Source organism: Arthrobacter sp. 05T45 (genome assembly GCF_056395875.1).
Map to the genome: position 1 here is coordinate 28,912 of NZ_JBFTKI010000015.1, position 18,217 is coordinate 47,128.

Genomic DNA, 18,217 nt, shown 5'->3' on the forward strand with positions numbered 1-18,217 from the left:
GCCGACTGGCCTCCAAAACCATTCGCCGTAAGTATCACAGTAGAGGTGGGCACGCCGCTCAGCCCTGTTGACCGTTCGATATCGACGCGAAACCGGCCGCCGGTATTGCGCGAGGCCCGCACCCAGCATGTGAATCGCCACTCTCGGTCCGGACCCGGTTGCGCCGGCGGTTGTGAGGTGCAGGTACGAAGAGCCGGAGTGAGCGTCCGGCTGCGCCGCCCTCACTGCTGCAGTTCCGTTGTAATTCAGCGGGGACAGCATCTTGCCACCGAGTTCGAAGGAAGGATCATCCAGCAGGTTGAGCCTGGGATAGGCCAATGCCCGCGCATCCAGAACCGGTATGTTTCGATCCCGTATTCCTTGAAGCAAAGCACGATGTTCGGCTTCCCCAATGTTAGTGGCTCCTGTGTCAACGTTTGTGGGGGTTATCTCGTGCATGTAGAGACGAATTATATCGCCTCCCACGACAGTCCGGTAATAGAGGTCATTCAAGAATTGTGGCAATACCGATAGTCCTCCCGGATAGCGCCATACGTCCCAGGGCTGGATGGAGGATGAAGGAAAGGTGTAACTTCCCTGTGAATCTGGAGCAGATGCTAGCGACCTTGATCGAGCGTGAAGCCGGGAGGAAATGATCTCAACGTTCTTGTTGGAGGCGTGGTAGGGAGCGACAAACCATATCGGGGGTTCACCCATCTGCGCAAGGATCGCTGCGTACGCTGAATCGATCTGCACACGTATCTCAGAGACTGTAATTTCAGTGAGACGACGATGGTCCCTTGTGTGGTTGCCGATGCTCCAGAGGCCCGAGTCCCGCATTTCCCTTGCCTGACCCCAAGTCAGCTTGGTCGGCCGACCGTCCATCGACCCAGTGGTGACCTCTGAAATGGCGGGAATTCCCAGTTCCTTTATGTATAGGAAATGCCTTTGTGTAATCCGATCGATTCGCGTCATCGTAATGGATGACAGCTCCGCCGCCAAAACCAACGCCACTCGGCGCGAACACGGCAGCCGAAACGCCGGCCGGGATGAGCGCCGAAGCCGACCCGTTGACCGGTCCCGGGCTGAATCCGGGCAATTGATCAGCACCTAAGGGTACCTGGGTGAGGGGCACCGCAACTGCCACCCTAAGAAACTCCGGCGGTCCAGGGTCTCCTGTTCCTAATAGGAAACATCTATGTCTCTCCTTGCCTCCTCAGACGACCTTGGACGAAATCTATCCCCACGGAAACCCGCGGCCCTGTCGCCGCGATCCTCAGTTCACGTAACCAGGAGATTCTTACCGGAAATGTGTGCAACTATTCCATTAGCCCCACCGTCTCACAAACGGCGGAACAACCAATAAACTTTCGTCGCAGATTAGCAAATAACGATGGGTGTGAATCCACTCTCGAACCCTGAGAATTACGTTTCGAATAGACCAAATCTACGTGCAGCCAAGTATGTGCCGAACCGATCCTTATGGAAAGTGTGCCATTGACCGCTCCAAGGTTTTGTGAAGGTTTCGTCGCGAAAGACGCTACGGCAGCGGATCGGAGACGAGCATTCAGAGGAACGTCGCGTCGTCGGTCATCATCGCAATCAGATGCAGATGCAGATGGCCCACAACTCAAGGCACCCCGGCCGCGCCTGACCTGCCGCGTTTCTGGGCCGAAACACTAGTGGCTGCGTGGGTCGCGAAGTGCAGGAAGACCATGGACGAATGACCGTATTACGCTCAGAGCGGTCAAAGCGGCGAAGCGAGCGGCAATTGCCGCCATTTAGCTTCGACAAACAGAGTGGCAGAGTTAAGAGACCTGCTTATGTAGGTACCGATTCTCGCCTTTTGCTCCACTCAACCATTAGGAACATCTAAGAAAGAAGGCGGCGATCGTCCAGAGGTCTTCCTTCACGGAGCGATGTCTTCGGGCGCGGGCTCGAGTGATTCAGTCATCCAGAAAGCACGACTCAAGACAAGGGGCCCCGGACTCACCAGACGGGGTCCAGTCAGTAGCTAGCCAAACAATGCCTTGATCTCGTTGACCATGTCCGAAACCGGACGAGGCTGACCCTCACGATACCCGTCCAACTCGGAGAAGGGCTGGTCACGGAGTAGGCACAGCGGCCCTTGAATCCGCTTCACGCCATCAAGAACGTCAAGCTGGGCGCGGCTGTCCCTAATCTCGACCACTGGGACGCCGCGCCTGGCGAAGACGGAATTATGCAGATTCGACCCGGTGAACCCTGTGATCACGGCGGCCGAGTTCACGGCAGCAACCTGCTCTTCGACTGTCATCTCCCATCCTCGGACTGACACGAAGCCGTCCTCCACCAGAGCCTGTTCAACAGCGAGCTCGTGCGGGTGTGCTCGCCTGTGGCCCTTCGGGCGGGGCAGGAAAATTTTCTTGTCCTCGCCTGCGCTGCCGCTTCGGGAAGTCATGCGGTCGTAGACGTCATTGAGGGCGGGGTCGATCAGCTCGCCCTCGTCCATGAGGCCACGAATGTTCACTAGCGGTTCCGGGACATGTACGCGACCCAGCGCAATGTCCCCCGTGGCCACGACGATGCGACGTTCATCCCATCCGGCGAGCCGTAGCGTCTCAATGATGCGCGGAAAGGCTGACAACCACATGCGCCCCCACGGAATCAGTATCAGCGGGGCGTCGGGCAGCTTCTCGGACGCCCAGGCTGTCGCGATAGTCTCCGTGATGAGATGCCCCCAGCCGGCCAGAAGATGACCGCCCCAAATGCCCTCGTCGAGGAAGTAGTCCACACCCTCAACATGGAACTTCCCAACAACCCCTGGGTTACGCGTGTTGTGTTCCTTGACGGTGTGGGTCCAAGGGTTATCTGTTCGGTCAACGTGTCGCAGAGTCTCCGGAACCACGTCGCCAGATTCGGTGACAAGGCCGCCAGAAACCTCCCACGTCTCGTCATTGAGGCGCATGGCCGCAAGGAGGGCGTTGTCATAGCTTCTCAAGCTTGGCATCCGCTGATATTACCCCAGCAACCACAACCCGCGTGCCCCCTGACTCATAGTCCGGGGGCACCCTCCCCAAGGCCTCCAAGGAGGTGCTAATGCACGATGTTCTACATAGACTTTGGTTCCGCGTTCAGGAGCCCCGCAAGCAGCCCGTCGTGTACTTCCCTGTCTATCTGGGGGTGACCGTGCTGGAGCCAGTAATCATACTGGACCTGCCCCGGTGCCTCCAAGGCACCAGGTCCTAAACGTCAACCATGAGGAGCACTCGAGGGCCGGCGCCGGCGAACAACCACACAAGTGAACGCCCAGCGTCCGTCCACTCTGGTGGGGCGGGCGCTTTTGTCGTTAGCTCCAAAGGCATAGGCGCAATCCCTATGCGGCCCTTGGCCTTGTATGATAACGAGGCCCCGTTTCTGGGATCCTCGCCTAAAAGGAATTTTTGATGAGTTTAGCGGACTTCATGCTGCCACAGGTCTCGACCGAGTCGTTCCGACTGACGGAACTCGCCAATATTGTTCCACCCAGCAGGCTCTTCGCCGGGTATGACCCTGACCATAATGAGTTGCTTATTGACGGCACACTTAGCTTCGGTGTTGAGGAACTAACTCCGGACTCCCTGACCTTGGACTACAAGTCCAACAGAAATATCCAGTTCATCGAATCCTTACCCTCCGCCCCCAAACAACTTATTTTATGGGACATGGACGATGGGCGGGCATTTGACAGCCGAGTGTTCACGGGCAAAGATCTCAACGTATTCCAATACAACAGGCGTATTGGAAGTCGGCACGCCGTCTTGTGGCGGCTGAGCTCATATTTCGAACCTTCACGAGGCATTGGACATGGCGGCTGGGTGGAGGACGGCTTCCAGTTCGAAGACAAGAAGCCAGTCGTCTATTGGCGTGGGGCAATCTCAGGGAGCCGATGGTCTGATCCGTACCGGCGTGTTGGAGCGTTGTCGATCAACACCCCGGCGGCCTTCGAAGAACTGGCGCCACACTTCTCCCGGATCAAGGCCGTACTGCTCTCCGAGGGTTCGAAAGCCTTCGACTTCAAGCTTACGGGCCCGGCCTCCGCAATCGAAGCCAAACCTTGGCTCGACGAACTTGGCGTGCTCGGCGACGTCGTGCGACCCGCTGAACAGCTTGAACACAAATACATGTTATGCCCCAACGGAAACGACGTTGCGTCCAACCTCTATTGGGTTCTTTCGACGCAAAGTGTTGCATTCAAAGAAGAATGCAGCTATGAAGTCCTCCCGGATTATTTCCTCAAACCGTGGGTGCACTATGTGCCAATCGCTAACGGTTTTGCCGATCTGCAAGAGAAATTTGATTACTGCGAGAGCAGGCCTGACATGTGCAAGAGAATTATTGAAAATGCTAACCACGCGTACGGCCAAATGATTGACCCTGCGATTTGGAAAAACGCAGAAGTGGAAGTCCTGGACCGCCTCGCCCTGATGTAGCCCGCTTGCAATCCATCGTGCCATGCCACGCGGTGGTGTTCCGCATCCGGCTACGATTGCGCCATGGCATCATTCACCCTCGACGGGAACCAGGCTATCCGTGGTTGGTGGTGAATTCGGGCGCGTGTCTTTCGACGAGGAGGTCCCGTGCCTCTGTTCTGACGGAAGTTCTTGACCCATCCATTGATGACAGGCCTAGGAGCCTTGACCGAGCTCACTTCCCGGTGAGCTTGCGCTGCAACCGCCATCTTCAACCTGAGAGTCCGTTGACCACGCAATCGGAAGGTCCCGCGGCGGGCTGACCACCAAGATTCCGCTCTGCGACGGCAAGATGCGTCCGCTGATCATCCTGCTCGGTACCGGCTAAATTGGTGTTTTCCCGATGCTCCCGAAAGCGCTGAAGTGCCCAGCCTCGGCGACGACATGCCCGCTCCCGTCCGGACCGGGCTCTGGCTGACAAGGTGTACTCCGCCCGGGCCAACCGGGGAACTTCTGCGCCGGCGCGGAATCTAGGCTTTCAATCCGGAACGATTAGGAGACCACCGAAATCGAGGGGCAGTAAGGGCGCAGACCCGTCGGCCTGGACAAGGATGCCTACAAACGCCGGAACGTCGTCAGGCGTGCGTTCGATGTATTCAAACAATGGCGCGGGTTCGCCACCCGATACGACAAGCTCGCCCTCACCTTCCGGGGCGGAGTCGTCCTTTGAGCCATTAATATCTGGCTCAACGAATTTGGATACACGCATCAGCCGCTGCCATTCGGGGTGTAGCACCAGAGCAGTCGGTACTTTCGCAGCCGCTCCTTGAGGACAGCAAGCGACTCTGGTCGCGAGGGCAGCCAGCGTTGTCATTGCCCAGCATTTCGTTGAGGCCGAGGAAAACCCAGCCTGGCGCGAATGCCTGGTAGGCTTCAGCGCCTCGATCACCGCGGCGGGAACGCCGTAGAGGGGTTGACCCTATTCCGCCCATGAGGATGGTGCAGCTACGTATCGTAACCCCACATACGGAATCGACTTTGCGCAGCGTCAGTCACACGGAACCGTTGGCCATCATAATCCCCAGCAAGAGGGCGATCTGGGCTAGGGTCTAGGCATCGGACCAGTGCGAGCTGGCCCTTGTCAGGGTCCATGCGAGTGAGTCCGGGCGCTGGGCGCCTGGTTGGCGATCAGTACCTCTACGGCGAGCTCGCCCCGTGGAGCTGATCGCGGCCAACACCCGGGGGACCCCTGCGGGGTCACCGTGCTTACGGCAGGGCTGTGGCGCTAATAGCGACCCGTTGCCCCAGTGCAATTCCGGCGTAGTTCCGGCCGCATCCATCGTTGCGCCATTCAGGTCAAGAGTCACCCGCTTGGGACTGCCGGGCCTCCCCCCTCGATTCATTCGCGGTCGCCTAACTGGACGACGAGGGCGAAACTGAAGCCGATGGGCCGTATGGCCGTATGCGGGCCACCCCTCGACTGTCAAGATGGCAAGATGGTGAGAAGCGCAACAGACAGGCGGAACTTTGCATGCATGCTGAAGAGCCCGATGAACGATTCGACAAAGTCGTTAAGCGGTTGAAGAAGAGCTTTGACCCGTCCGGCGAGAACAATCCGATTCCAGTTGGATCGACCGTCGACGACGTCGCCATGATCCTGACAAATGAACTTCTTGGAGCGGGAGTCCTGGCCGATCCGGAGAAGGTGCGCGAAAAGGCTCAGGAGATCGTGGATAACGCGCCCTACTGACCAGTCTGCCCGGCGGCAGGCGTTGGAAGGGGGGACGGGGGCCGGCGTCCCTGCTGATCGAAATGGTTGTTCACCCGCCAAGGGAGAGTGTGTGACGACCTGCTCTTCTTGAGTTCGCGAGTACGACTGAAATCGGTCAAGTCATGAGCGCGGCCAATCCATTCGGGTGGACCGTCTAGACTGACCGGATGAAGGTACTAGTCACTGGTGGTTCCGGCTACATTGGGTCGCACACAACGCTGTCATTGCTCGAAAAAGGACACGACGTTGTCGTGCTGGACAATCTGCAAAACTCCCATGTTGAATCTCTCAGGCGTGTCCAGGAGATAGCTGGCAGGCACGTCGAGTTTCGGGAGGTGGACTTGCTGGACGTGGCGTCGCTGAACGGCGTCTTCGCCGAGTTTGATTTTGATGCGGTGATTCATTTCGCCGGGCTCAAGGCGGTGGGTGAGTCCGTGGCACAGCCGCTGAAGTATTACCAGAACAACGTGGTCGGAACGCTGAACCTGCTACACGCTATGGAAAAAGCCGCAGTCTTCACACTTATTTTCAGTTCATCGGCCACAGTCTACGGCGCAGCAGAAGAAGTCCCACTCAATGAGGGCACCCAATTGAATGCGACCAATCCGTATGGGCGGACTAAGGAACAGATTGAGAACATCCTCTCCGATCTGTCGGCCGCTGATCCTCGCTGGAGTCTAGCGATGCTGCGCTACTTCAATCCTGCCGGTGCCCATGCATCGGGGCGAATAGGAGAAGATCCGCAAGGTACACCGAACAATTTGTTGCCGTTTGTGGCTCAGGCGGCGATTGGACGCCATGACAAGGTGATGGTTTTCGGAAATGACTATCCCACACCTGATGGAACCGGGGTGCGTGACTATATCCACGTAATGGACCTCGCTGCTGGCCATTTGGCTGCGCTGGATTACTTGTGTGGCAAGACTGGCATCTTCCGTTGGAATCTTGGGACAGGCCGAGGGTCATCCGTTTTGGACGTGATCCAGGCATTCAGCAAGGCCGCGGGGCGGAGCGTAGCCCACGAGTTCGCACCTCGCCGGCGCGGAGATGCTGCCATTAGCTACGCGGATCCCACGGCCGCGCTGACGGACTTGGGATGGTCCGCTAAACGCGGCCTTGCCGAAATGTGTGAGGACCATTGGCGGTGGCAGCGCAATAATCCTCAGGGTTTCGGGTCCGCTGGAGGAGGGGACATCGCCTCAAGTCGCTGACGTTCCAGAGGGCGCCGCGTAGGCGGGGGACCTGTGCGCAAGGCTGCCCGAACCACGTTCTGCGACGTTCGACGGTCGCGAAATCTGTTTTTTCGACCTGCCGATATATAGTGGTCCCGTTTGGATGCGCTGTTTGCGCCCAAGGGAATGAAATCAACTTGCAGCTACTGGGGGACTAGTGACACTACGACTAACCGTGATCGGTACGGGATACCTCGGCGCGACCCATGCGGCATGCATGGCGGAACTCGGATTTGAAGTCCTGGGTGTCGACGTCGACAAAGAGAAGATCGACAGCCTCAGCCGGGGAGAACTGCCCATCCACGAGCCTGGCCTGCCCGAACTTCTGCGCAAGCACACGGCATCCGGCCGCCTGCGCTTCACTACCTCGTTCGAGGAGGCCGGCGCCTTCGGCGACGTCCACTTTATCGCCGTGGGCACCCCGCAGCGGGCCGGCGAGCACGCCGCGGACATGACCTACGTTGACGCGTCCGTGGCAGCCATTGCCCGCGCCGCCACGAAGGATTCCCTGATTGTCGGTAAGTCCACCGTTCCGGTGGGTTCCGCACGTCGCCTGAAGGGCCTTGTCGCCGAAGAATCGCGCGACGGCGTGACGGTCAACTTCGCTTGGAACCCCGAGTTTCTGCGCGAGGGCTTCGCCGTGGAGGACACCCTGCGTCCCGACCGCCTGGTTATCGGCTCCGACTCTGCCGCTGCCGAGGCCACCCTGCGCGAGGTTTACGCTGACGCCATCGGCCGCAATACACCGTTCATCTCGACGGACTTCGAGACGGCGGAACTGGTCAAGGTCGCTGCTAACGCGTTCCTCGCGACCAAGATCTCCTTCATCAACGCTTTCTCCGAGGTCACGGAGACCGTGGGCGGCAACATCCGCACGCTCGCGGACGCAATCGGACTCGACGCGCGGATCGGCCGTCGCTTTCTCAACGCCGGCATCGGCTTCGGCGGAGGCTGCTTGCCCAAGGACATCCGGGCGCTTCAGGCACGGGTCTCCGAACTCGGCCTGGACAGCACCATGCGGTTCCTGAACGAAGTCGACGAAGTGAACCTCCGCCGTCGTGACCGTGCGGTCCACGTCGCGGAGACGCTGCTCGGCACTGTAGAGGGCAAGCGCGTCGCCGTCCTCGGTGTCGCCTTCAAGCCCAACAGCGACGACGTCCGTGACTCACCGGCGCTGGACGTAGCTGCCAGGCTCTTCAACAGCGGAGCCGACGTCAGCGTCTACGACCCCGCGGCCAATGCCAACGCGGCCAAGCGGTACCCGCGGCTGAATTACGTCGACTCGCTGGCCACGGCCGTGGCAGATGCCGACCTGGTCATGCTGCTCACGGAATGGAACGAATTCGTCAACGTCGATCCCGCGGAAATGTCTGCCGCGGTCGCGCGCAAGCGCATCTTCGACGGACGCAACGTCCTGGACCACGAGACGTGGAACGCCGCCGGGTGGGACATCGTGTCGGCCGGCCACAAGAGCGAACTGCTCGACCTGGCTGCCGCTAACTAGAACAGCGCCAGCCCGGGGGACTCACAGCCTCCCGGTAGGCACGGAACCGACCCGGTCAGATGATTTCACTTCATCCGACCGGGCCGGTTCGTTTAACGCCACGGATGCATTCGACGGACAGGGATGCGTTGAATGTGACGGGTGCACTTGCCGCCGCCGGTCCCGGCGGCGCCGACGCGAAGAGACCCCGCCGGATGAATCGCTCCGGTGGGGTCTCTGTCGGGATAACGGACTACTTGTTGGCTCCGGGAGGAACCAGCCGCTGCAGAAGGCTCCAGGCCCCCTTACAGCGACGCGTAGAGCCTGCCCGTGCTGGTGAGGGTGCCGTTCGTGTGGAAGAGGGCTGAACATCCCATCTTGATGTCTCCGGCCGGCCGCGTCTTCCAGGCGAAGCGTTCGACGAACGGCATAGCGCGCAGGCCAGCGACGGTGGCGCGCATGAAGTCCTCCGTCTGGGCCCGGGTGTAGATGCAGGGCCTGGTGGATGTGGCATTCCAGTCCGCCACCGCGTACTCCGTCACCCAGATGGGCTTGCCGTATTTCTCGTGAAGCATGGTGATCTTGTTCAGGAAGTCGTCGGCCTTGGGCCAGGCGTAGACATGGGTGGTCACGAAGTCCACACGGAGGCCCTTGTTCTTCGCCTTAGCCATGAAATCGGCCAGCCAGGCACTGCCCGGGCTGGCACACGCCGGGGAGCCGAGCCGAAGTCCCGTCGCCTGAAGCTTCGGCCAAAGGCTGATCGCCTGGTCCACGCTCATGTTCGCCTGGGCCGTGACATCGGGCTCGTTGAAGCCCAACAGGTGCTTCGTCTTCGTCTCCGCCAGCTGGCGCGTGACGTAACCCAATGCGTCCTGCTCTTGCATGGTCTTGGCGCTCTTGATCATGGGGACGAAGGGCGGGTTGGTAGTGACGTTGGGGTGCGAACCCCACGTGTAGTGCCAGTCCAGGTTGAGACTCTTGATTTGCTGGAGTGCCAGAGCGTCCTTGCCGCCAAGCCCGCAACCCTTGAGGGTGTTCTCGGGCGTGGTGATGGCCGGGACTGTCGGGATGGCGGTGGGGGCCAAAGCCGCTTGTGCGGATCCAGCATTGGCGGCGAGCAGGGCGCCCGGGGCAGCCATGGCCGCCAGGGGCATGGCAAGAAACTTACGGCGTTCCATGAGTTCCTTTCGATAGGGACCGGAGTGTCGGCGGACAGTGCGACGGAGGACGTGATTGACTTCCACAGCACTTGGGCTCGAGCTAACCTAGCACAGGCGGCATTCAGGAAACTCACGGAATACCGCAGGAATTGCGCAGGATTTCTTCGGCACGAAGGGGTGCCACGGGACCGGCCCGGTGACCGCCGTCGGCCGCTGTCCCTGGCGTGTGTGCGCTTTCGAGGGACCCCTTATGGGACCCCTTAGAGAGACCGGTAGAGCTCGCCGGTGGCGGTTAGTGACCCGTTGCTCCGGAACAGTGCCGAGGCTCCCATGATGGGATCGTCGTGGGCCCGTGTTTTCCAGGCGAAACGCTCCACGAACGGCATTTGCCGGAGGCCGTCGACGGTCTCGCGCATGAAAGCCAGGATTTCCCTCTCCGAGAATCGGCTGGGCGACTTCGCGGTTGCTTTCCAGTCGGCCACGGCAAATTCGGTGATCCAGACAGGCTTTCCGTAGCGTTCATGCAGCTGCTGTACCGACTTGAGGAACGAGTCCGCGTTGGGCGGCGCGTAAGAGTGCATAGTCACGAAGTCCACCCGCAGGTCCTTCGCTGCTGCCTGGTCCATGAATTTCTTGAGCCAGTCGCCTAGTGCCTGGACCGGGGCCGGAGACCCTAGCTTGAGGCCCGACTGTTCCAACTGCGGCCAGAGTTTGATGGCAGTGCCCACGGACATGTCCGCCTGGCCGTCATGATCAGGTTCGTTGAAGCCGAGGAGGTACTCGGCACCCGTCCACGGTACCTCCGATCGCACCTGCTCAATGGCGTTCCGCTCCAAGGACCCGCGGCCCCAGATCATAGGAACAAATTCAGCGGTGTGGGTCGATGCCGGCCGGAGGGGCGGGTATCCCGGTCCCCAGTTGTAGAACCAGTCCAGGTCCAGGGAATTTAACTGCTCGAAGCCGAATCCGTCGAAGCGGGGCATGCCCATGCCCTTGCCGGCATATCCGGGTTTGGGCCGGCGGGTTATCGGTGCGGATGGAGTAAGGCTCGGGGCTGATGGCGGTCTGGGACCGGGCGCCGTATCCGGCGTGCACGCGGCCAGGGCGGCAACGGCTGAGGCCGCCACCGACAGCCGTAGGAAGTCCCTGCGGTCCACGCTCACGTCCACTCTCACTTTTTTCGGCTGCGGGCGGGGTGAGTACTCCCTCCCCCCGGCTGAAATTCCATTGTTCCACGATTTGGCCAGTCCGATTTCTCTCCCCAGACTGGCGACTTAGTGGCATTTGAGAGTCAACTATCTATAGATATTGCCATCAAGCATCACATGGGGATGAGGCTTACAGCACATGAGTCCAGCAGGATTTGACCGTTCGAGTTCACAATCACCGTTACTGGCCTTTGTAGCCGGCGAATTCCGACAACGGGGGACGGATCGCCGCTCGGAACTGGCACACACAATCATTTCGCATCCCTTAGTCGAGCAACTGGGGATGCGCGTTCCCAAGCGGCTTGCGGTACTGGAGAACCTTGACTCCCTCAACGGTGAGGGTCTCCCGGGCATATTCGTCCTGAAGCTGGCCAACGGCTGGTCCTCCCGTGGAGTCATGATCCCGGAGCGCACCGGTCCTGAAGAGTTCTTTGACCACATGAATCTGCAGGCTTTGAACCTTGAATCGATCGTGCAGATCCAGATGGAGAAGGCCGAACCATTCACGCGGAAGGAACCACACTGGATTGTTGAGGAACTGGCCATCCATACGCTGGGGGTTGGTGCCATCCCCTTCGACTACAAGTTCTACTGCTTCCAGGGCGAAGTGGGGCTTGTGGTGCAGATCGACCGCAACTCCGGTCCCGTCAAGGTAGTCCTCTTCGGCGGGGACTTCCGGCCGCTCAAACTCGGCACCGACTACCTTCTTGGCGATGCCGCGAAGCCTGGCGTGCCGGTGGTTCCGGTGAACGCCCCCGAAATGCTGTGGTGGGCGCAGAGGCTCTCGCTCGAGGCAGACTCGCCGTTTGTCAGCATCGACATGTTCGACAGCCCGACAGGCCCGGTCTTCGGCGAGTTCACCTATTCTCCTGGTGGTACGCATCGGTGGATGTTCGTGTTCTCCCACAAGCTTCTGGCCGTTTCGACGAGCTAATCACCACACCCGGCCTCTCGGTGGATCCGCTGGCGCACACCGCCTTGGAGTTGAGGAAATCCCTCGCGCACCCAGGGCCGCTGCCGTACAGGGCGTGGGCCGGCTACGCCTACGGAGGTGGCGTCAAGGGTGCTGAGAGGCTGCACACCTACTACCGGGAACTCGCAGCGGCCTGCGAGGCAGGCGACCCACCCCACGACTGGTACCGCCGCCTCAGCGGGCTCTGGGCAGCCATCCGGGACCGGCTGCGGGCGTCCAACCGGAAGAGCTTGACCGCTCATTCGTCAAAAGTGGCGTAGGCAACGCCCGTCCTCGCTCGGGATGCCTCGCGGCAGGCCGAGCAGGGACAGCTGCCCGGCGTCGGCGGCCTGCTAAGCCCCGCTGAACTCCGCCGTCCGGTAGCCGACGCCGAGCAGTTCCTCGATGGCCGCCACCGTGCGGGCGGCGGCTTTGCCGTCGCCGTAGGGGTTCACTGCGTTTGCCATGGCGGCAAAGTGCGCGGAATCGTGCAGGAGGTGGCTCACCTCGGCAACAATCCGCTCCTCGTCCGTGCCGATCAGCTTGACGGTCCCGGCCTCCAGGGCTTCCGGCCGCTCCGTGTTTTCCCGCATCACCAGGACCGGTTTGCCGAGGCTGGGCGCTTCCTCCTGCACTCCGCCGGAGTCGGTGAGGACGATGTGCGCCCGGGACAGCAGCCGGGTGAATTCGCCGTAGGCCAGCGGCTCCGTCACCAGGACGTTGGCGTTGCCCTCCAGCGCGGGAAGCACGGCCTCGCGCACCACCGGGTTCTTGTGGGCGGGCAGCACGATGACAAGGTCCGGCTCGGCGTCGGCGATTCGGGCCAGCGCCCGGCCCACGTTGCGCATGGATTCGCCCTGGTTTTCGCGCCGGTGCGTGGTGACCAGCAGGATCCGGCGGCCGCTCGCGTCCAGTTCTTCCAGCCGGGGGTCCGTGAAGGGGAGCTGCTTGTCCACCGTAGCGAGGAGGGCATCGATCACGGTGTTGCCAGTCACCACGATGTCCTCCGGACTGATGCCTTCCCTTTCCAGGTTTTCCCGACTGGTGGAGGTGGGTGCCAGGTGCAGGCGGGTGATCTGGCTGGTGATCTTGCGGTTGGCTTCCTCCGGAAACGGCGAGAGCAGGTCGCCGCTGCGCAGCCCGGCCTCGACGTGGATCACAGGAATGCCGTGGTAGAACGCCGCGATGGCGGCGGCGGTGGAGGTGGTGGTGTCACCCTGGACGACGACGGCGTCCGGCCGAGTACCGGCGAAGAGCTTCTCCAGCCCGTCAATGGTCCGCGTCATGATGGCCGAGAGGGATTGCCCCTGCTGCAGGATGTTGAGGTCGTGGTCCGGAACGATGCCGAAGAGTTCGTTGACCTGGTCCAGCATCTCGCGGTGCTGCCCCGTGACCGTCACGATGCAGCGGAAGAGCGGAGACTCCTGGAGCGCGCTGACGATCGGCGCCATCTTGATGGCTTCCGGCCTGGTTCCGAAGATCGGCATGATTCTGTGCATGGTCATTCCCCAAGGGTGTGCGAGCGGTTATTAAGGTCTGTGGGCCGGGTTCAGCCGAAGAAAAGGGCAAGCGCGATGGCCGGCACCGCGATGACAACGAAGAGCATGGCCAAGAAAGCCACACGCCGTTTGCGCCGATATGATGCGGCCCGGATGAGCTGCTGGGCTTCTTTTTCCCGGATAGCGGCAGCCTGGGCCGCAGCTTCAGCGGCCGGGCCTGTAGTGTCCCGATCCGGTGCGTCCTCTGTTCCGGCATCCACAATTGGGGCATCCTGCTCGACCGAAGCCTCGGCAAGTGGTTCCTTGAGCGGAAGCGGCACCGCGCCGGGCACCAGGAGGCCGTCCGGGATCTCTGCGTGCATGCGGCGCCTGCGCAGGTGCCGGGGCGCGGCAACCAACGGGGGAGGGTGGTCAGGAGAGTGTTCCAGCGTGCCCTCCTTGCCTCGGTCAGATGCCCGAACCGGCTAACCAATTCAGCCGGTTGAGGTTCAATTGTTACATTTCCGCTCACTGATTGGCGCATTCCGGCCGCAAGGAAGCGTCGATCAGTCCTCCGGTTTCGATCACAAACCGCCGCAGCCATTGGCCCAAATCCAGGTCCGGATGTGAGGCAACCATCTGTACGTCCGCCGTCGTGCACTGGCCAATCAGGCGCCCCGCGCGGGTGAGGTGATAACTGGATGTCACGACGGTGACGGACTTCCAGCCGTTGGCCTTGACCAGGTTGGAGATTGCCAGCGCTTCGCCGCGGGTGTCCAGGTCCGGGGGCCGGAAGCAGACGACGGACGCGTTGGGGAAGGCTGCTGAATTACACGCCTCGTCCGCCACCCGATTGCCGAACGTGTCCGTGTGCGAGATCACGAGGACCGGAACGTGGAATTCGGCCTGGAACTGGCGGGCCACCGGCAGACGTTCGGACGCCGCGCCGCCGAGCATGATGACGGCGTCCGTCCGGTGCGTGCTGAGCGGATCCACGTTGACGAACAGTTGGAGGGCGATGATCAGCCACAGCAGGAGGCCTCCGACGGCGACGGCGAGCACCCTGCGGGTGGCGGTATTCACCGCGGCAACGGAAGGAAGCACGGCTAAGTTTGGCACGCGGTTTTCAGGTGGCGAAATGGTGCGCCGGTACTGCGCCAAAACTTGGACAAAAGAATGCGTGATGCAGTTGTGATTCTGGAGATCAAAGTTACTGGGGTGACAGATGTGGATTGCCGTTTATGCTGTAGGCAACTTACGTCGCTCCCACCAACAGGTCTCCACCTGCGGTCTCACCCTTAAGCGAGCAATCTTGCGAAAACTAAACATAGCGGCAACCGTGATTGCCGCCGTGATGCTGGCAGCAACCTTGCCGCAGGCCGCCGTGGCCGCCGTCGAGGTGCCGGCCGCCGGACAGGTGTCCGCCGGAGCGCTGGCGCCGGCGGCTGCCATGCAGACTGGCACCGTGCCGGCGGTGTCGGATCCAAGCCCGCAGGGGCAGGTGGATGACTTTGTGCGCCCGGAACCTCCCGCAGGCAGGGCAAAGTCCGAGTACACCTACGTCAGCGCGCCGCTGGCCGGCACGTTGAAAACCACATTGGTGACGGTGCAGCTGGCCGACAAGACTGCAGCCGAAACGGACGCGGCCGTCCCCATGGCTGCTGCGAAGGCCTCGCTCAGCGCCGCTAACCGCTACTGGGCCTACGCCACCGCGGGCCGGGTGGACATTGCGCTGGCCTCCTCGCGCCAGCTGCACAAGTCCGCCGCGACCTCCAAGCAGTCGCCGGCGCAGATCGTGGACATCATCTCCCAGGAGCTGGGCTGGACGCAGAGTTCCTACACGGCGCTGGTCATGTTCATCCCCGGCGCCTACCTCACCAACGGCGCCGCGGGAATGACCTACAGCAACGGCAACATTGGCGGCCGCATCCTGATGCCGCAGAACAGCCGGCTCTCCACGCCGGTCCTGGCACATGAATTCGGGCACGCCCTCGGCATGGACCATGCCAACAGCCTGCTGTGCGGCAGCGGCGCCATGGACGTGGCCTCCGGGCCGTTCGCCGGGTTCGCGGATGCCACCTGCAGCATCAAGACCTACGGCGACAACCTGGACCTCATGGGTATCTCGCACTTCGACCTCATGCCGGAAATCAGCGCCAGCTTCTGGGAAATGGGCCGGTTCGGCAACGGCAACGAGATCGCCAACCTGGGCACGGTATCGGCCCCCCGCACGGTGAACCTCAAGCCTTGGGCCGGAGCAGGTGCCAACCGCGCAGCGAAGTTCACGGACCCGAAATCCGGCGAGGTGTACTTCCTGGAACTCCGCACCCCGGTCGGTTACGACGCCGTCATTGCGCAAGACGGAAACCGCGGCGTGAAGATCACCCAGCAGGGCGGCGGCAACTCCTCGATCCTGCTTCCTCCCAATACCCGGGCGACCGCCTTCAACGGCTACTACAGCAACACCCAGGCCTGGCAGGCCGGCCAGACCTTTACAACGCACGCCGGTACCAAGGTCTCCATTGACGCTGTCAGCAACACCGCGGCCACCGTGACGATCCGTCCGCCGGGTGCGCCCGCGAAGGGCTCCTTCGACAGCGCAGCCCTCGCGGTCACCTCGTCCGGCGCCACCATCAACGTCCGCGGATGGTCGGTGGATCCGGCGGCGGCCTCCACCTCCACCCAGACGCACGTTTACGTCACAGCACCTGACGGGACGACGACGGGCCACGCCTTCACCGCGGACAAGCCGCGCGCCGACGTGAACGCGGCGCTGGGCATCAGCGGAAACCACGGCTTCCAGGAGTCGATCACCGTCAAAGCGGCCGGACAGTATCAAGCCTGCGCCTATGCAATCGGCATCTTCAACAACACAGCACTGGGCTGCCGGACCCTCACCCTGGCCGGCACGCCCGCACCCGAAGGATCCCTCGATGAGGTCAGCACCGCAATGGTATCTGGCAAACCGTCCATCAAGCTGCGGGGCTGGGCCGTGGACCGCGGCCAGGCAGGCGCGTCGATCCCGGTCCACGTCTACGTGACCACCCCCGCAGGGGCCACCACCGGCCAGGCCTTCACCGCCAACCTGCAGCGCCCGGACGTCAATAAGACCTTGGGGGTCAGCGGCACGCACGGGTTTGCGATCACCGTCCCGGCGACGGAGACCGGCACGTACCGGATCTGTGCCTACGCCGTCCCCGTCGCCCCGTTTGCTGCCGGAAACACCACCCTGGGCTGCCGCAACGTCCCGGTGGCTGTCAGTGACCCGCCCACCGGATACCTGGATTCCGTGGCCTTCATCAACGCAGGGTCCTCGGCGCGGCTGGACGTCGCAGGCTGGTCCTTCGACGCCGGCGTCCCGTCGGCATCGATCCCCGTGCAGCTGAGTGTCACGTCCCCGGACGGCAGCACCAAGACAGTGACCACCACCGCCAACGCTGCCCGGAGCGACGTCAACGCCGCCATGGGGATCGCCGGTTCGCACGGGTACCAGACATCAGTGAGCGTGTCGAAGGCCGGAACGTACCGCGTCTGCGCCACCGGAATCGCGGTCGCCACCCTGACCAAGGGCAACGGCTTCCTGGGCTGCATCAACGCTACGGCGGCCCCTGCTGCCCGGCCGGTCGGCTACGTGGACTCCATTGTGGTGCAGACCAGGACGCCGTCGGCGGTTATCACGGCGTCCGGCTGGACCTACGAACCCGGTACACCGGCGGCCTCCAACGCCGTGCATATCTACGTCACGGGCCCGGACGGCAAGACCAGGGGCTACCCCTTCACCGCGAACGGGACCCGGCCGGACGTAAATGCCGCGTTTTCGCTGACCGGAAGCCACGGATTCCAGAACAGCATCCCGATCACCCTGTCCGGCCGCTACCGCGTGTGCGCCTACGGCATCTCAGTCAGCCCGCTCAGTGCAGGCAACACCTTGCTGGGCTGCCGGGATGTCCTGGCGCAGCCGGCCGCCCCGGTCCGGGGCTACCTCGACACCGTCCGCTTGGCCGGGACCAGCACCAACAGGTCGATCGTGGCGACCGGCTGGGCCATGGATCCGGGCTTCACGAGCCGCAGCGTCCCGGTTCGCGTCACCGTGAAGTTACCGGATTCGAGCTCCAAGAGCTACAGCGTCACGGCCAACATCTACCGGCTGGATGTGAACCGGGCGCTGAACGTGAGAGGTAACCACGGATACCGGGCCGCGCTCCCCATCAAGGCCCGCGGAAAATACACCATCTGCGTCTCAAGCGCCGGGACGGGCGTCCTGCGCACCGGCGTGTCCAGCCTCGGCTGCCAGTCCCTCACCTACTGATGTCCGGAGGGCTCCCGGCACCCCTCCGGAACGCGGCAACCGGCGACCCCTGCCCGTTTCCGGGCGGGGATCGGGGGGCCTGCCGCGCGGGTCATGACTGCTGGTCTAACTGACGGCAAATAATCTGCTTACTCCAAGGTAATATTCGTAAGTCCGGTTTCTTTATGAACGTCCGACCGGCGGCGCCAGCCATCTCGGGGGCGGTTCGTTCGATA

General features: G+C 62.0%; 13 protein-coding genes and 2 pseudogenes. 8 read left to right on the top strand and 7 right to left on the bottom strand.

Going from position 1 to position 18,217, the window contains the following annotated elements:
• Positions 1–636: 636 nt before the first annotated feature.
• Positions 637–954, bottom strand: a pseudogene (locus AC1DGD_RS14390) (polysaccharide deacetylase family protein); the annotation flags it as partial.
• Between the two features lie 1,039 nt (positions 955–1,993).
• Positions 1,994–2,968, bottom strand: a complete 975-nt coding sequence (locus AC1DGD_RS14395; protein ID WP_476857236.1) for a glycosyltransferase 61 family protein — start codon at positions 2,966–2,968, stop codon at positions 1,994–1,996.
• Positions 2,969–3,404: 436 nt separating this feature from the next.
• Here AC1DGD_RS14395 and AC1DGD_RS14400 point away from each other — a divergent pair, with 436 nt between their 5' ends.
• The 5 genes and pseudogenes from AC1DGD_RS14400 to AC1DGD_RS14420 all read left to right on the top strand — a co-directional run bounded on the left by AC1DGD_RS14400 (position 3,405) and on the right by AC1DGD_RS14420 (position 8,916).
• Complete coding sequence (locus AC1DGD_RS14400) at positions 3,405–4,430, top strand: glycosyl transferase family 90 (RefSeq protein WP_476857237.1); 1,026 nt, start codon at positions 3,405–3,407, stop codon at positions 4,428–4,430.
• A gap of 271 nt (positions 4,431–4,701) precedes the next feature.
• A pseudogene (locus tag AC1DGD_RS14405) lies at positions 4,702–4,794 on the top strand (IS5/IS1182 family transposase); the annotation flags it as partial.
• 1,146 nt (positions 4,795–5,940) lie between these two features.
• Positions 5,941–6,159, top strand: a complete 219-nt coding sequence (locus AC1DGD_RS14410; RefSeq protein WP_476857238.1) for a hypothetical protein — start codon at positions 5,941–5,943, stop codon at positions 6,157–6,159.
• 188 nt (positions 6,160–6,347) lie between these two features.
• Complete coding sequence (gene galE / locus AC1DGD_RS14415; RefSeq protein ID WP_476857239.1) at positions 6,348–7,391, top strand: UDP-glucose 4-epimerase GalE; 1,044 nt, start codon at positions 6,348–6,350, stop codon at positions 7,389–7,391.
• A gap of 178 nt (positions 7,392–7,569) precedes the next feature.
• A complete protein-coding gene (locus AC1DGD_RS14420) occupies positions 7,570–8,916 on the top strand; it encodes a UDP-glucose dehydrogenase family protein (RefSeq protein ID WP_476857240.1) in 1,347 nt (448 codons plus the stop codon).
• A 284-nt stretch (positions 8,917–9,200) separates the two neighbouring features.
• On the opposite strand, the gene AC1DGD_RS14425 is transcribed toward AC1DGD_RS14420, so the two are convergent.
• Both AC1DGD_RS14425 and AC1DGD_RS14430 read right to left on the bottom strand, forming a co-directional pair.
• A complete protein-coding gene (locus tag AC1DGD_RS14425; protein WP_476857241.1) occupies positions 9,201–10,073 on the bottom strand; it encodes a glycosyl hydrolase in 873 nt (290 codons plus the stop codon).
• Between the two features lie 242 nt (positions 10,074–10,315).
• Positions 10,316–11,038, bottom strand: a complete 723-nt coding sequence (locus AC1DGD_RS14430; RefSeq protein WP_476857242.1) for a glycoside hydrolase family protein — start codon at positions 11,036–11,038, stop codon at positions 10,316–10,318.
• A gap of 508 nt (positions 11,039–11,546) precedes the next feature.
• Here AC1DGD_RS14430 and AC1DGD_RS14435 point away from each other — a divergent pair.
• A complete protein-coding gene (locus AC1DGD_RS14435; RefSeq protein ID WP_476857243.1) occupies positions 11,547–12,197 on the top strand; it encodes an ATP-grasp fold amidoligase family protein in 651 nt (216 codons plus the stop codon).
• Positions 12,198–12,247: 50 nt separating this feature from the next.
• Complete coding sequence (locus tag AC1DGD_RS14440; protein WP_476857244.1) at positions 12,248–12,496, top strand: hypothetical protein; 249 nt, start codon at positions 12,248–12,250, stop codon at positions 12,494–12,496.
• A 72-nt stretch (positions 12,497–12,568) separates the two neighbouring features.
• On the opposite strand, the gene wecB is transcribed toward AC1DGD_RS14440, so the two are convergent.
• The 3 genes from wecB to AC1DGD_RS14455 all read right to left on the bottom strand — a co-directional run bounded on the left by wecB (position 12,569) and on the right by AC1DGD_RS14455 (position 14,776).
• Complete coding sequence (gene wecB / locus AC1DGD_RS14445) at positions 12,569–13,714, bottom strand: non-hydrolyzing UDP-N-acetylglucosamine 2-epimerase (protein WP_476857280.1); 1,146 nt, start codon at positions 13,712–13,714, stop codon at positions 12,569–12,571.
• Positions 13,715–13,764: 50 nt separating this feature from the next.
• Positions 13,765–14,076: a hypothetical protein gene (locus AC1DGD_RS14450; protein WP_476857245.1), complete on the bottom strand. Its 312-nt coding sequence runs from the start codon at positions 14,074–14,076 to the stop codon at positions 13,765–13,767.
• 145 nt (positions 14,077–14,221) lie between these two features.
• Positions 14,222–14,776 (bottom strand): YdcF family protein, encoded by a 555-nt coding sequence (locus tag AC1DGD_RS14455; protein ID WP_476857246.1) that lies wholly within the window; start codon positions 14,774–14,776, stop codon positions 14,222–14,224.
• Positions 14,777–15,005: 229 nt separating this feature from the next.
• Between AC1DGD_RS14455 and AC1DGD_RS14460 the strand changes: the two genes are divergently transcribed.
• On the top strand, positions 15,006–18,002 hold the full coding sequence (locus AC1DGD_RS14460; protein ID WP_476857247.1) for a hypothetical protein: 2,997 nt from the start codon (positions 15,006–15,008) through the stop codon (positions 18,000–18,002).
• The last annotated feature ends 215 nt before the right edge of the window (positions 18,003–18,217 follow it).